The sequence below is a fragment of the Actinomadura scrupuli genome (assembly GCF_050971785.1).
GTDB classification, from domain to species: domain Bacteria; phylum Actinomycetota; class Actinomycetes; order Streptosporangiales; family Streptosporangiaceae; genus Actinomadura_E; species Actinomadura_E scrupuli.
This window is the reverse complement of the sequence record NZ_JBPCCU010000007.1, coordinates 77,419-90,007: the sequence shown is the minus strand read 5'-3', so window position 1 is coordinate 90,007 and position 12,589 is coordinate 77,419. Positions and strand designations below refer to the sequence as shown.

Annotated in this window: 12 protein-coding genes; 7 read left to right on the top strand and 5 right to left on the bottom strand. The window is 73.8% G+C overall.

What is annotated here, in order from left to right; all coding sequences use genetic code 11:
- Positions 1–12 precede the first annotated feature (12 nt).
- Both ACRYCC_RS28755 and ACRYCC_RS28750 read left to right on the top strand, forming a co-directional pair.
- Complete coding sequence (locus ACRYCC_RS28755; protein WP_433816843.1) at positions 13–831, top strand: hypothetical protein; 819 nt, start codon at positions 13–15, stop codon at positions 829–831.
- Complete coding sequence (locus tag ACRYCC_RS28750; RefSeq protein WP_433816842.1) at positions 828–2,351, top strand: NADH-ubiquinone oxidoreductase-F iron-sulfur binding region domain-containing protein; 1,524 nt, start codon at positions 828–830, stop codon at positions 2,349–2,351. Before ACRYCC_RS28755 ends, ACRYCC_RS28750 begins: the two co-directional genes overlap by 4 nt.
- 31 nt (positions 2,352–2,382) lie before the next feature.
- Here ACRYCC_RS28750 and ACRYCC_RS28745 read toward each other — a convergent pair whose 3' ends face one another.
- The 3 genes from ACRYCC_RS28745 to ACRYCC_RS28735 are packed head-to-tail and all read right to left on the bottom strand — an operon-like array spanning position 2,383 to position 5,740.
- Positions 2,383–3,018, bottom strand: coding sequence for a hypothetical protein (locus tag ACRYCC_RS28745; protein WP_433816841.1), 636 nt, complete (start codon positions 3,016–3,018; stop codon positions 2,383–2,385).
- 13 nt (positions 3,019–3,031) lie between these two features.
- Positions 3,032–4,432, bottom strand: a complete 1,401-nt coding sequence (locus ACRYCC_RS28740; protein WP_433816840.1) for a selenium-binding protein SBP56-related protein — start codon at positions 4,430–4,432, stop codon at positions 3,032–3,034.
- Positions 4,433–4,492: 60 nt separating this feature from the next.
- Complete coding sequence (locus ACRYCC_RS28735) at positions 4,493–5,740, bottom strand: sulfite oxidase (RefSeq protein ID WP_433816839.1); 1,248 nt, start codon at positions 5,738–5,740, stop codon at positions 4,493–4,495.
- Positions 5,741–5,886: 146 nt separating this feature from the next.
- Between ACRYCC_RS28735 and ACRYCC_RS28730 the strand changes: the two genes are divergently transcribed.
- The 5 genes from ACRYCC_RS28730 (at position 5,887) to ACRYCC_RS28710 (ending at position 10,343) form a co-directional block, all read left to right on the top strand.
- Positions 5,887–6,762 carry an AAA family ATPase gene (locus tag ACRYCC_RS28730; RefSeq protein ID WP_433817209.1) on the top strand — a complete coding sequence of 292 codons (876 nt, stop codon included), beginning with the start codon at positions 5,887–5,889 and terminating at the stop codon, positions 6,760–6,762.
- Complete coding sequence (locus ACRYCC_RS28725; protein ID WP_433816838.1) at positions 6,759–7,919, top strand: vWA domain-containing protein; 1,161 nt, start codon at positions 6,759–6,761, stop codon at positions 7,917–7,919. Before ACRYCC_RS28730 ends, ACRYCC_RS28725 begins: the two co-directional genes overlap by 4 nt.
- On the top strand, positions 7,912–9,051 hold the full coding sequence (locus tag ACRYCC_RS28720; protein WP_433816837.1) for an XdhC family protein: 1,140 nt from the start codon (positions 7,912–7,914) through the stop codon (positions 9,049–9,051). The genes ACRYCC_RS28725 and ACRYCC_RS28720 overlap by 8 nt, the downstream gene beginning before the upstream one ends.
- Positions 9,052–9,218: 167 nt before the next feature.
- Positions 9,219–9,812 carry a nucleotidyltransferase family protein gene (locus ACRYCC_RS28715; RefSeq protein ID WP_433816836.1) on the top strand — a complete coding sequence of 198 codons (594 nt, stop codon included), beginning with the start codon at positions 9,219–9,221 and terminating at the stop codon, positions 9,810–9,812.
- Between the two features lie 69 nt (positions 9,813–9,881).
- Positions 9,882–10,343, top strand: coding sequence for a MarR family winged helix-turn-helix transcriptional regulator (locus ACRYCC_RS28710; protein WP_433816835.1), 462 nt, complete (start codon positions 9,882–9,884; stop codon positions 10,341–10,343).
- Between the two features lie 13 nt (positions 10,344–10,356).
- Here the strand turns inward: ACRYCC_RS28710 and ACRYCC_RS28705 are convergent, their stop codons facing one another.
- Together ACRYCC_RS28705 and ACRYCC_RS28700 are read right to left on the bottom strand one after the other, a co-directional pair.
- Positions 10,357–11,577 (bottom strand): DUF6986 family protein, encoded by a 1,221-nt coding sequence (locus tag ACRYCC_RS28705; RefSeq protein WP_433816834.1) that lies wholly within the window; start codon positions 11,575–11,577, stop codon positions 10,357–10,359.
- Positions 11,574–12,485 carry an aldose 1-epimerase family protein gene (locus ACRYCC_RS28700; RefSeq protein WP_433816833.1) on the bottom strand — a complete coding sequence of 304 codons (912 nt, stop codon included), beginning with the start codon at positions 12,483–12,485 and terminating at the stop codon, positions 11,574–11,576. The genes ACRYCC_RS28705 and ACRYCC_RS28700 overlap by 4 nt, the downstream gene beginning before the upstream one ends.
- Between the last annotated feature and the right edge of the window lie 104 nt (positions 12,486–12,589).

The window sequence follows — 12,589 nt, the reverse complement described above, 5'->3', positions numbered from 1 at the left end:
CTTGGACGGTCGATGAAACAACACGGTGAACTGGCCGGTGAGATCGGGAGACTGGCGCCCCGGCGGCGCCGGATCCTGTCGGCCCCCGTGGTCGGGATACTCCTCGTGGCGGTGCTGGCGGGAGGCCGTACCTCCCGCGGCGTCGTCGTGGTGGCGCAGGTCCGTGAGTTCCTCGAGTACTACGCGGGTGTCTTCGTGCTCGTGTCGCTGACGGCCACCGTCGTGGCCGGTCTGCTCGCCTCGGGACAGGTCGCCCCGGTCCGGCTGCGCATCCTGGCCCAGTCCGCTCATCGCGCGACCGCGGTCATGGCGGTGAGCTTCCTGGCGGCGCACGTGCTGCTTCAGGTGCTCGCGCGGCACGCCACCGCCCTCGACATCGTCGTGCCGTTCTCCCAGGGCCGGGAGGGGCACGCCCTCTACCTGGGCCTGGGCACCATCGCGTGCGATCTGATGATCCTGATCCTGGTCACCGGAGTGGCGCGAGGGCGGTTCATCGGCAGTGCCCGGCCGTGGACGTGGCGGCTCCTGCACAGCGTCGCCTACCTCTGCTGGCCCGTCGCGATCGCGCACGGGCTGAAGGCCGGCCGCGAACCCAAGCCGTGGGTGACCTCGAGTTACGCCATCTGTCTCGGCGTGGTGGCGGTGGGCGGGATCATCCGGCTGCTGGCGGGCGCGGTCCGCCGGCGGCGGATCGCCAGACGGGGCGGCCCGCCCGCAGGCCGCCGCCCGGTGGCCCCGCTGGACCGGCCGACCGTGCACGCCATCCCGGACGAGGAGTTCTGGGCCGGGCTGAAGGCGGAGACCACCCAGTGGATCGGAGGCCGGCGATGAGCGGTGTCCCCGAGGTCCGCACCATCGGCCCGGGCCGGCTGTTCCACGGCTTCGACCGTCTGCAGCGGCTCGACCTCATCGGCCACCAGCAGTACCACCGGGTGCTGCGCCAGCATTCGCTGCTCGAACTGCTGACGCTGGCCGAGGACGTCGATCTGCGTGGCCGCGGCGGTGCGGCGTTCCCCTTCGCCCGCAAGGTCAAGGCCGTCGCCTCCGCCGCCCGCAGCCGGGGCGCGGAGACCGTGGTGCTGGTCAACGCCACCGAGGGCGAGCCCGCCAGCGCCAAGGACAAGGTCCTCCTCGCCCGCGCCCCCCACCTGGTCCTCACCGGCGCCATGCTCGCGGCCGCGGCCCTCGACGCCCGCGAGATCGTCATCGGAGCGACCGACGGCGGCCAGCCCGAGCGGTCGATCCGCACGGCCATCAAGGAGGCGGACGTCGCCGGCTTCGTGCGGGTGGTGCATCTGCCGGAGCGGTTCATCACCGGCGAGGGCGGGGCGCTGGTGCGGGGGGTCAACGGCCTGGAGCCCATCCCGCCGGGCCGTAAGGTCCGCGCGGCCGAGAGCGGGGTCGACGGCCTGCCGACGCTGCTGTCCAACGCCGAGACCTACGCCCAGCTCGCGATGCTCGCCGAGCTGGGCGCCAAGGGCTACCGGTCCGTCGGGACGGAGAAGGAGCCGGGCACCGTCCTGCTCACGGTCTCCGGCCCGGGCCGCAAACGGACGGTGGTGGAGGCGCCGTCCGGCGTCCCGCTGACCCAGGTGCTCCGCCTGTGCGGGGTCGGGGCCGGCCAGGGCGTGATGATCGGCGGTTACCACGGCGCGTGGCTCACCCCCGCGCGCGCGGGCACCGCCCGGGTGTCCAGGGCGGGGATGACCGAGGCCGGCGCCGCGCTGGGCGCCGGCATCATCGTCCCGCTGGACGAGAGGACCTGCCCGCTGGGCGAGGTCGCCCGGGTGGCGGACTACCTCGGCGGCGAGTCCGCCGGGCAGTGCGGGCCGTGCCGGCTGGGGCTGCCCGCGCTCGCCCGGTCGTTCTCCGCGCTCGCCGCGGGCACCTCCGGTGCCGAGGCGCTCTCGGCCCTGCGCAAGGGCAGCTCGGTCGTGAAGGGCCGTGGCGCCTGCCATCACCCGGACGGCACGACGAGGTTCCTGCTCTCGGCGATCGAGGTCTTCGCCGACGACATCGCCGTCCATCTCGACCAGGGGACCTGCGGGCGGCCCGTGCTGGGGCAGCTCCCGCTGCACGGCGAGCAGGGCGAGGAGGAGCCCTCGCAGACGAGCGGCTCCGGCCTGCAGCTGACGGTGGACTGGTCGCGCTGCTCGGGTCACGGGCTGTGCGGGCATCTCGTCCCCGAGCTCATCGAGCTGGACCCCTTCGGTTTCCCGGTGCTGACCGACGCGCCGGTGCCCCTCCGGTCGCTGCACGACGCCCGGCAGGCGGCCGAGATGTGCCCCGCGCTGGCGCTCGGCCTCAGCCGCGCGTCCGCCGGCGGCCTGACCGCCGCCGGCCCCGCGTAGCCGGCCGGCCAACGGCGGGCCGGGGGCGGGCTCAGACGGTCAGCAGGGTGGCGGTGCCGGCGCCGATCAGCGCGACGGCCCAGAGCCGGTCGAGGTTGAACCAGGCCCGGCGCAGGATCGCCAGGCCGACGACCTCGTACACCAGGATCGCGATCACGCCCGCCACCACGAACATGGCCAGGGTGTGCACCGCGGTCACGAACAGCCCGGTGCTCAGCGCGCCGCCCGCCCCGTGGCCCAGCCCGTGGGCGTGGCCGGCCGGCGCCGGTGTCCCGGAGGTCAGCACGGGCAGCAGCATCAGCCCGGCGCCGTGCACCGACGACATCAGGAAGGACCAGCCGGCCAGCTGCCAGAGCGACAGCTTCATCCCGACCCACCGGAAGTGGCGCTCCGACAGCAGCCGCCACAGCCCGAAGCCGACCAGCAGCACGCCGCCGGCGATGGCGACCACCTGGGTGGCCACCACCGAGCGGGTGAGCGAGACGAGGATCGCGACCACGCCGACCGAGGCGGCGTGCCCGGCCGCGATCGCGGGCAGCGACTGCAGCACCACCGCCCGGGACCGCTCCTGCAGGCCCCGGGCCACCGCGAACAGCCAGCCCATCCCCGGGTTGAGGCCGTGGAAGGCGCCGAGGACGACCAGCGCCGCCAGCGATCCGTTCGTCATGATCGTTCGAGCGTCACGGGTAGCAGTACGAGTCGGAGGAGGCGTCGCCGCCCTGCAGCCGGGTCTGGTGCGGGCGCAGCCCCCGGAAGTCGTCGCCGTGCGGGAAGAACCGCTCGTCGAAGGTGAAGCCCGTGCGATCGGAGTCCAGCTTGGCGGCCCAGGCGCCGACCCCGTCGGGATAGAACTGGTCGTCCCACGCGCCGTACAGCGAGTTGGTCACGTAGACGCGCTTGCCGTCGCGGCTGACCTCCACCATCTGCGGGCCGCCCGCCAGCGGCAGGTCCGGCGCGGCGGGATGCGGGGTCCGGCGGGTGATGCCGCCGATCCGCACGGATCCGGCCTCCACCGGGTGGAAGGGGTCGCTGACGTCGTAGCGCTTGAGCTCGCCGGTTCCCCAGCACGAGACGTACAGCCACTGGTCGTCGACCGACAGGTCGATGTCGGTGACCAGCGGCGGTACGGCTCCGAACGGCGCGATCACCGGCGGCAGGTCCGCGGCGGCGGCGGGCTCGGCCGGGATCGAGATGACCTTCGTGGCGGCCCACCGGTCGCCGTCGCGGTGCCAGAGCCAGACCGAGGCCGACAGGTCCTCGACGCTGACCACCACCCCGACGAACCCGTACTGCTGGGTGGGGTCGTGGGCGGGGCGCAGCTCCAGCACCATCTGGTGCTCGTCGCCGAGGTCGACGGTCTGTACGTGCTTGCGCCTGCGCAGGTCCCAGAAGTGCAGCGCGTGGCCGTACTTGCGGCCGAGCAGCAGTTCGCCGACCACGCCGTCCTCGATCATCGAGGGGGTGCCCCACTCCGAGGTGATCATCACGTCGTGCGCGATGTGCCACCAGGCGTCGTAGGCGAGGTACTGCGGGCCGCGGTCGACCTCCCAGCGGCCGAGGACCTCCAGCGAGGTGTGGTCCAGCAGCGCGATCCCGCCCGGCCCGTCCTCGCCGTCCGCGCCGCCGAGCGCGGTGAGGTAGAGGCCCTCCGGCCCGCAGTGCACGGTGTGCGGCCGGGAGTAGCCGGCCCGTTTGGCCAGTTCGTCGGGCTCCAGGACCTTGACGATCTCCGGGGCGGTCGGATCGTCCTTGGTGTCGATCACGTAGATGCGGGACGACCGCAGGCCCGGCACGATCAGGTAGCGCCGTTCGACGTGCGGGTGGGGGGAGCCGGGGCACAGCGCGCTGCTGCAGGCGTTCCACCCGAAGTGGTGCAGCTCGTCGCCGGTGTGCGGCAGGTCGGTCCAGCCGACCACCTGGCCGTAGGAGGCCGACGCCTCGTCGACGTCGAGGACCACGATGGCGTCGGGCCTCTCCGCGGCCCGGTCGAAGGCCGCGACGTAGGCGAGTCGCTCCGGCGGTGCGGCGGCCGCGTCCCGGGGTGAGGCGTAGAAGGTGGGGTCGGGCTTCCACAACGCCATGAGGACTCCTTCGATCTCGGGTGCATCGTCACACTGCGATCGAGGCCGGGCAACATCGGCTCAGGCCACCGTGACCGGGTGGCGGACGACGGCTCCGAAGAGGTAGCCGAGCGTGTTGTAGGGCGCCTGGTCCGGCTGGGTGACCCCGGTCTCGTCGGTCGCCCGCGCCAGCAGCTCGTACGCTCCCGGGCGCTCGGGCCGCCAGGCCAACTCCCACTGTAGCCAGGCACGTGATCCGCGCTGGCCGCGCGGCCGGGCCCGGCGCCAGGTGGCCCCGCCGTCGACGCTGACGTCCACATGGCGGATCCGGCCGTTGCCGGACCAGGACCGGCCCCGCAGCACCTCGGTGCGGCCGGCGGCCAGCCGGGCGTCCCACGGCAGCTCGAAGGCGCTCTTGACGACCTGGCGGGTCAGCGGCGGGCCGCCCTCGGCCGGGTACCCGGGCCCGAACATCCGGTAGTACTGGGTGTTCCACGGCGAGAACAGCGGCCGGTCGGCCACCTGGATGTCGCCGAGCCACTTGATGGAGGCGATGCCGACCCAGGACGGGACCACCAGCCGGAGCGGGAACCCGTGGTCGGGCGGCAGCGGCGCCCCGTTCATCTCGTACGCCAGCAGCGCGTCCTTGAGCGCCTTGGCCACCGGGAGGGGGCGGCGCACCCGGCCCAGGTTGACGCCCTTGTCGACGAACTCGTCGTCCAGCCCGCGCGGCAGCAGGTCGACCGCCCGTCGGCTCAGGCCGGCGCGTTCCAGCACGGTCGCCAGGCGTACGCCGCGCCAGCGGGCCACGCCCACCCCGCCGAGCCGCCACGGGGTCCCGGACACGGTCTGGCCCTGCTGGGTGGTGAAGAAGGAGCGGCCGTTGCCGGTGCACTCGATGAACGCGGTCAGCTCCTCGGCGGGGAGCCGCAGCAGGTCGTCGTGGGTGAACTCGATCGGCCGCTCCTCCGGAGGGGAGCCGTGCAGGCCGGTGCCCCAGAGCCGGAGCCGCCAGGTCCGCGCGTCGATCAGCGGGGTGCGGGTGTGGTTGCGCACGAAGAACCGGTCGGCGGGGGTGAGCCGGCCCTGCCCGCGCATGGCCTCCCACCTGGTCTCGGCGTTCGTGCCGTACACGGTGAACAGCTCGGGCGGCAGCGGCTTGACGATGACGGGGCCGTCCGCCGCCGCGCCGCCGGGGGAGGAGCCGAGGAGCGCGGCGCCGATGCCGGCGCCCGCTGAGGCCCGCAGAAGGTTTCGCCTGGACAGGTGCCGGTGCCACTGAGCCGTGCGCACCTGCTGGTACGCGGCCTCATCGGTGAGGTCGTCCATGACACTGATCGTGGGGGCTTATACCCAGCAAGTCAACCAGAAACATAGGAATTCACGAACGGAAGTAGCCTGAGCGGGTGACGTCGAATCCGGCAAACAGCCCGTCCTCTCCCGCGTCCGCCACCTCGCCGGACGGCGCGTCCGGCATCGACTCGCCCGCCGCGCTGGCGGAGCTGCTCGACCGGCACTCCTACCTGGCCGATCCCGGGCTGGCGACCGCCGCCTTCCTGGCGCTGCGGATGGGGCGGCCGCTGTTCCTGGAGGGCGAGGCGGGGGTGGGCAAGACGGCCCTGGCCAAGACCCTCGCCGAGGTGCTCGGCGCCCCGCTGATCCGGCTGCAGTGCTACGAGGGGCTGGACGCCTCGCAGGCGCTCTACGACTGGGACTTCCCGCGCCAGCTGCTGCACCTGCGGGCGGCCGAGGCGGCGGGCGTCACCGACGTCGGCAGGCTGGAGTCCGAGCTCTACGACCGCCGTTTCCTGGTGGCCCGGCCGCTGCTGCAGGCCCTGGAGACCTCGCCGAGCGTGCTGCTGGTCGACGAGGTGGACCGGGCCGACGACGAGTTCGAGGCCTTCCTGCTGGAGGTGCTCAGCGACTTCACGATCTCCATCCCGGAGCTCGGCACCATCCACGCCGCCCGGCCGCCGGTGGTCGTGGTGACCTCCAACCGGACCCGGGAGGTGCACGACGCGCTCAAGCGCCGGTGCCTCTACCACTGGCTGGAGCACCCGACCTTCGACCGCGAGGTGGCCATCATCCGGCGCAGGCTGCCCGGCGCCGCCGAACGGCTGGCCCGGCAGGTCGCGGCGGCCGCCCAGCGGCTGCGCACCGAGGACCTGCTCAAGCCGCCGGGGGTGGCGGAGAGCCTGGACTGGACCGAGGCGCTGGTCGCCCTCGGCGCCCGCGACCTGGACCCCGACACGGCCGCCCGCACCCTCGGCGCGGTGCTGAAGTACCGCGAGGACCACGAGCGGGTGGTCAAGGGCGGGCTCGAGCGCCTGCTGAACGGCGGCCGGCCGTGAGCACGCCGCCCGCGGGCCTGCCGGGCACACTTCCGGCGACGCTGCCGGGCACGCTGGTGGGCTTCGCGCGGACCCTGCGCGCCGCCGGGGTGGCCGCCGGGCCCGAGCGGGTGCAGGCGATGATCGGCGCGCTGGGCCATCTGTCGGCCGGGGACCCGTCGGACGTCTACTGGGCCGGCCGGCTCACCCTGTGCGCGGGCCCGGACGATCTGCCGCGCTACGACCGCTGCTTCGCCGCCTACTTCTCCGGAGAGGTGCCCCGCCCGTCCCCCCGCCCCGCCCCGCCGCTGATCGTGCGGTTCGCGCCGGAGCCCGCCCCGGGGTCGCCCGAGGACGGCGACGGCGACCCCGCGGACGTACGGCTCGCCACGGCGAGCGCGGCCGAGGTGCTGCGCCGGCGCGACGTCGCCCGGTTGACCGCGGCCGAGCGGGCCGAGGTGCACCGGCTGATCGACCTGCTCGGCGCCTCGGCCGCGCACCGGCCCTCGCGCCGGTTCGGGCCGGCCTCGTCCGGGCGCGTCGATCCGCACCGCACCGTCGCCGGTATCCTGCGGCGCGGCGGGGAGATCTCCCGGCTGCACCACCGCACGCACCGCGAGCGGCCCCGGCGGGTCGTCCTGCTGGTCGACGTCAGCGGCTCCATGAGCCCCTACGCGGACGCGCTGCTGCGGTTCGCGCACTCCGCGGCGCGGGCGGGACCGCGGACCACCGAGGTCTTCAGCGTGGGGACCCGGCTCACCCGGCTCACCCGGGAGCTGCGGCACCGCGATCCGGACACGGCGATGGCGGCGGTGGCGGCCGCCATCCCGGACTGGAGCGGAGGCACCCGGCTGGGGGAGGAGCTCAAGGAGTTCCTCGACCGGTTCGGGCAGCGCGGCGCGGCGCGCGGCGCCATCGTCGTGATCGCCTCCGACGGCTGGGAGCGCGGTGACGCGGGCCTGCTCGGTGACCAGATGGCGCGGCTGCGCCGGCTGGCCCACCGGGTGGTCTGGGCCAACCCGCACAAGGCCCGGCCGGGGTACGAGCCGCTCACCGCGGGAATGATGGCCGCACTGCCCCATGTTGACGCCTTCGTCGCCGGACACAGCCTCGGCGCCCTGGAGGAGCTGGCGGCACTGATCGGATCCGAGCGGAAGAAGGTGGCCGCCCGTGCGTGACGTACTGGACGACATCGCCAAGTGGTACGCGTCCGGTGAGACCTTCGGGCTCGCCACGGTGGTGAACACCTTCCGCAGCGCGCCCCGGCCTCCGGGCGCCGCCATGGCCGTCTCCCCGGGCGGGGAGGTCGTCGGCAGCGTCTCCGGAGGATGCGTCGAAGGGGCCGTCTACGACCTGGCGCAGGAGGTGATGTCCTCCGGCGTCCCGGTGATCCAGCGGTACGGCGTCAGCGACGACGACGCGTTCTCGGTGGGGCTCACCTGCGGCGGCATCCTCGACGTCCTCGTCGAGCCGGTAGGGCCCCGGACGTTCCCGCAGTTCGCCGAGGTGGTCGCCTCGATCACGCGGCGCGAGCCGGTGGCGGTGGCGACCGTCGTCGCCGGCCCGGGCGCCGTCGGGGCACGCCGGGTGATCTGGCCCTCCCGGGCGGCGGGCTCGCTCGCGCCGGGCGAGCCGCACGCCGCGCGGCTCGACGCGGCCGTCGACGACGACGTACGGGGCATGCTCGCCCAGGGACTGACCGGGCAGCGGCACTACGGCAGGCGCGGCGAGCGCCGGCTGGACGAGCTCGCCGTGTTCGTGCACGCCTTCGCACCGACCCCGCGGATGCTGGTGTTCGGGGCGATCGACTTCGCCGCGGCGATGGCCCGGGCCGGCAAGTTCCTCGGCTACCACGTGACGGTCTGCGACGCCCGGCCGGTGTTCGCCACCGTCAAGCGCTTCCCCGAGGCCGACGAGGTCGTGGTGAAGTGGCCGCACAAGTTCCTCGACGAGGTGGCCGGCCAGATCGACGAGCGGACCGTCGTCTGCGTGCTCACCCACGATCCCAAGTTCGACGTGCCGCTGCTGGAGGCGGCGCTGCGCACGCCCGCCGGCTACATCGGCGCGATGGGCTCGCGGCGCACCCACGACGACCGGCTGGCCCGGCTGCGGGAGGCCGGGATGACCGAGGCGGAGCTGTCCCGGCTCCGCTCGCCGATCGGGCTGGACCTGGGCGCCCGCACCCCGGAGGAGACCGCCGTGTCCATCGCGGCCGAGCTCATTCAGCTCCGCTGGGGCGGCTCGGGCCGCCCCCTCACCGACACCGAAGGCCGCATCCACCGCGACCCCCCCGGCCCCGCCCCCTCCTGACCGCGGCCCCGCCCTGACCGTTGCGCGCGGCCAGGACCGCTGTCCTGCGGCAGGCCATCTCACCGTTCGGGGAGGCTCGGGGGTGGGTCCGGGATCGCGGCCGGGGAGTGAGGGGATCGCGGCCGGGGCCTACCGGGGATCGGGGGCGTGGCGGGTTAGGGTGTGCCATGCACGAGCACGTCGCGGGCCTGCTGCTGGCAGCGGGAGAGGGCCGCCGGTTCGGCCGGCCCAAGGCACTGGTGGAGATCGCCGGTGAGCGCCTGGTCGACCGGGGCATCCGGGTGCTGCGGGGCGCCGGATGCTCGCCGGTCCTGGTGGTCACCGGAGCGGTGACGGTCGAGGTCATCGGCGCGGTGGTGGTGCCCAACCCGGACTGGCGGTCGGGAATGGGCTCGTCGCTGCGCGCCGGGCTGGCCGCGTTGCCGCCCGGCTTCCCCGCGGTGGTGGTGGCCCTGGTGGACCAGCCGCGCGTCACCTCCGAGGCCGTACGCCGGCTGGTGGAGGCGTACGCGTCGGGCGCGCGGATCGCGGTCGCCACCTACGGTGGCCGGCCGCGCAACCCGGTGCTCCTCTCCGCCGGGTACTTCGCGGAGGTCGCGGAGCGGGCGGTCGGCGACGTCGGCGCGCGCCCCTTCCTGCGCGCGCATCCCGAGCTGGTGACCCACGTGCCCTGCGACGACGTCGCCGCTCCCGACGACATCGACACGCCGGCCGACCTGGAGTCGCTGGAAGCGGACCTGGATCCCGGCGAGGTGTCCTGACCTTTACTTGACGCTTCAATTTTCTTTCCGTACTCTCTGAGAGCGAGCGAACGGTACGGGGAGGACGGAATGGCCGAGCCGGAGTGGCTGAACGACACCGAGCAGCAGGCCTGGCGGAGCCTTCTCGTGCTCACCTACATCGGGTTGCCCGACCTGGAACGCACCTTCCGCGCGCACGGGCTCGTCCAGGTGGAGTACGGGACGCTCGTCCAGCTGAGCGAGCACCCCGAGGGCCTGCGGCTGTGCGACCTGGCCGAGAGCATGAACGTCTCGCAGAGCCGGCTCAGCCACCGCATGAACAAGCTGCTGGACCGCGGTGCCGTCGAGGTCCGGCCGAGCCCGGAGGACGGCCGCGTCTCGATCGCGTACATCACCCGCAGGGGCGTCGAGCTCGTCGAGCAGATCGCCCCCGACCACGTCGCCGACGTACGCCGTCTGATCTTCGATCGGCTGGAACCCGCCCAGGTGGCGGCGCTGGCCGACGCGCTCGGCACGGTGGCGCGGGGGCTGCGGCCCAGCGGGGGCTGCTGAGCCGTACCCCCGGTCAGACCGGCAGGGCGCTCTCGTCGAGGGCGCCGCAGTCGACGGCGCGCCGCAGCCGGTCGCTGAGCGCCCTGATGGTGGCGGGCTCGTCGAGCATGCCGCTGTCCTTGCCGGCGCCGGCGGCCTGCTCGTGCCAGGCCCGGACCCGCCCGATGACCTCGTCCACCCCGTCGAGGTGGTAGGCGTAGACCATCGCGTAGCGGCTCGGCAGGTGGGCCGGGTGGAGGTCCCAGCCCTGGTAGAAGCCGTGCCGCAGGGAGTGCGCGACGTGCGCGGAGTGCACCGCCCAGGCGCGGTTGACCTCGTCGGCGCCGTCGTCGCGGGGCACCACGTTGGTCGAGCCGTCCGACAGGCGCACGCCGGTGCCGGCCAGGCTCACCTGCATGATGTTGCGGGCGAAGTCGCAGGCCGGGTGGTCCAGCCGCTGCTGGTCCGGCGGCAGCCCGCAGGCCGCCGTGTAGTCGAACACGCCGAAGTGCGCCGAGGTGAGCCGCCCGGCCGCCGCGTCGACGATGGCGCGCAGCCCGATCTCCCCCCGGTGGTTGATGATCGACTCGGTGGTCTCGATCTGGACCTCGAAGCGCAGGATGCCGCCCGGCAGCCCCAGCGCCGACTCCAGCCGGGACAGGTAGTCGGCGAAGACCGCGACGTGGTCGGGCATCACCACCTTGGGGAAGGTGATGACGAAGCCGCCGGGCAGCCGCCCGAGCCGGTCCCGCAGCGAGGTGAGGAAGCCGTCCACGGTGCGCATGGCACGCTCGTGGCCGCCCTCGGCGAAGGACTTGATCCGGATGCCCCAGAAGTGCGGAAGCTCCTTGACCTGGTAGGCCGCGGCCACCGCCTCGACCACCTGGGTGACGTCCCCGTCCTCCTCGGCGTCGGAGCGGGAGCCGTAGCCGTCCTCGAAGTCGATCCGCAGATCCTCGATCGGGTCACCGGCCAGCTTGGCGGCCACGCGCTGCCGGACCATGCCCGCGATGTCGGCGTCGATCCCGAAGGCGCTGCCGAACGAGCCCGCCCCCGGCGTGTGGTTGTTGAACAGCCGCAGCGCCTCGGCGCCGAAGTCGGCCGGGGTGGTGCGGGAGAAACGGTCCGCAGGCACGTAGACGGTGTGCACCGGCTGGCGCCCGGTGGCCGGGCCCGGGAAGTGCCCGGCATGCTCCGCCGAGGCGCTGAGAACCCGCTCGGACAGGTCGTCGGTCGAGGAGACGCTCAAGTTCACCCCGCCATGATCCCCCAAGAACCGGTCGTCGTGTCACCCGGCTTCAGATCAATCACGTCTATTCCGCTCACGAAGGCGTTCGGCGGGCAGGTCATCGGCTCCACGCCGAGCCCCAGCCGCCGCCGGTCCTCGGGCACCTCGTCGGCGGTGTAGATCTCCAGCCACGGATGCGTGTCGTCCATCCAGAACGAGGCCGAGCGGTCGCCGGCCCCGTTGGTGAGCCGTACCCGGATCCGGCCGTCGTCGTCCCGCAGCAGCCCGGTGTAGGCGTTGTCGATCTTCCGGTCCCCGAGCACACCCGGTTCGCGCAGGTCGAACCCGGTGCCGTTCACCTCCACCGGCGGCCCGATCGGCAGTTTCCGGTCGTTGGTCGGGAGGTAGGAGCCGGCGGGGACCTGCACGGTGCACGAGTCGATCGGCTCCCCGACGGTGAGGTACGGGTGCGCGCCGTGCCCGTACGGGGCCGTCCGGGAGCCGGTGTTGCGCGCGCTCAGCCGGACCGTCAGGCCGGCGGCGGCGTCCAGGGTGTACTCCACCTCGAGGTCCAGCCGGTAGGGATACCCGCCCTGACCCAGCAGGCAGTGGGTGAGCCGGACCCGGGCGGCCTCGTGCTCGGCCGGCCGCCAGGTCGCCCACCGGACCAGGCCGTGGATCGCGCAGTCCAGCGGCGGCTCGGAGATGTCGAGCTGGTGGGTCCCGCCGCCGTGGGAGTACAGGCCGTGGTCGACCCGGTTGGGCCACGGCACCAGCAGCTGCCCGAACGCCGCCGGCGCGGGCTCGTCGGCGTCGTGGGTGAGGATGAGGTCGTGCCCGTCGTGCGTCAGCCGGCGAAGTCCCGCGCCTCCTTCGGTGATGACGGCGGTGTAGGGGCCTGCGGTGATCTCGAACTGGTTACCGGTGAGCGTCATGACGCCCTTTGTACCCTGTGGCAGGACGGTGATCCACGGGCGCGCCCGGTTACCGGCCGGGATGTCCGGCCGCGGTCGTCCGGCCGCGCGCCGACGCGCCCTGC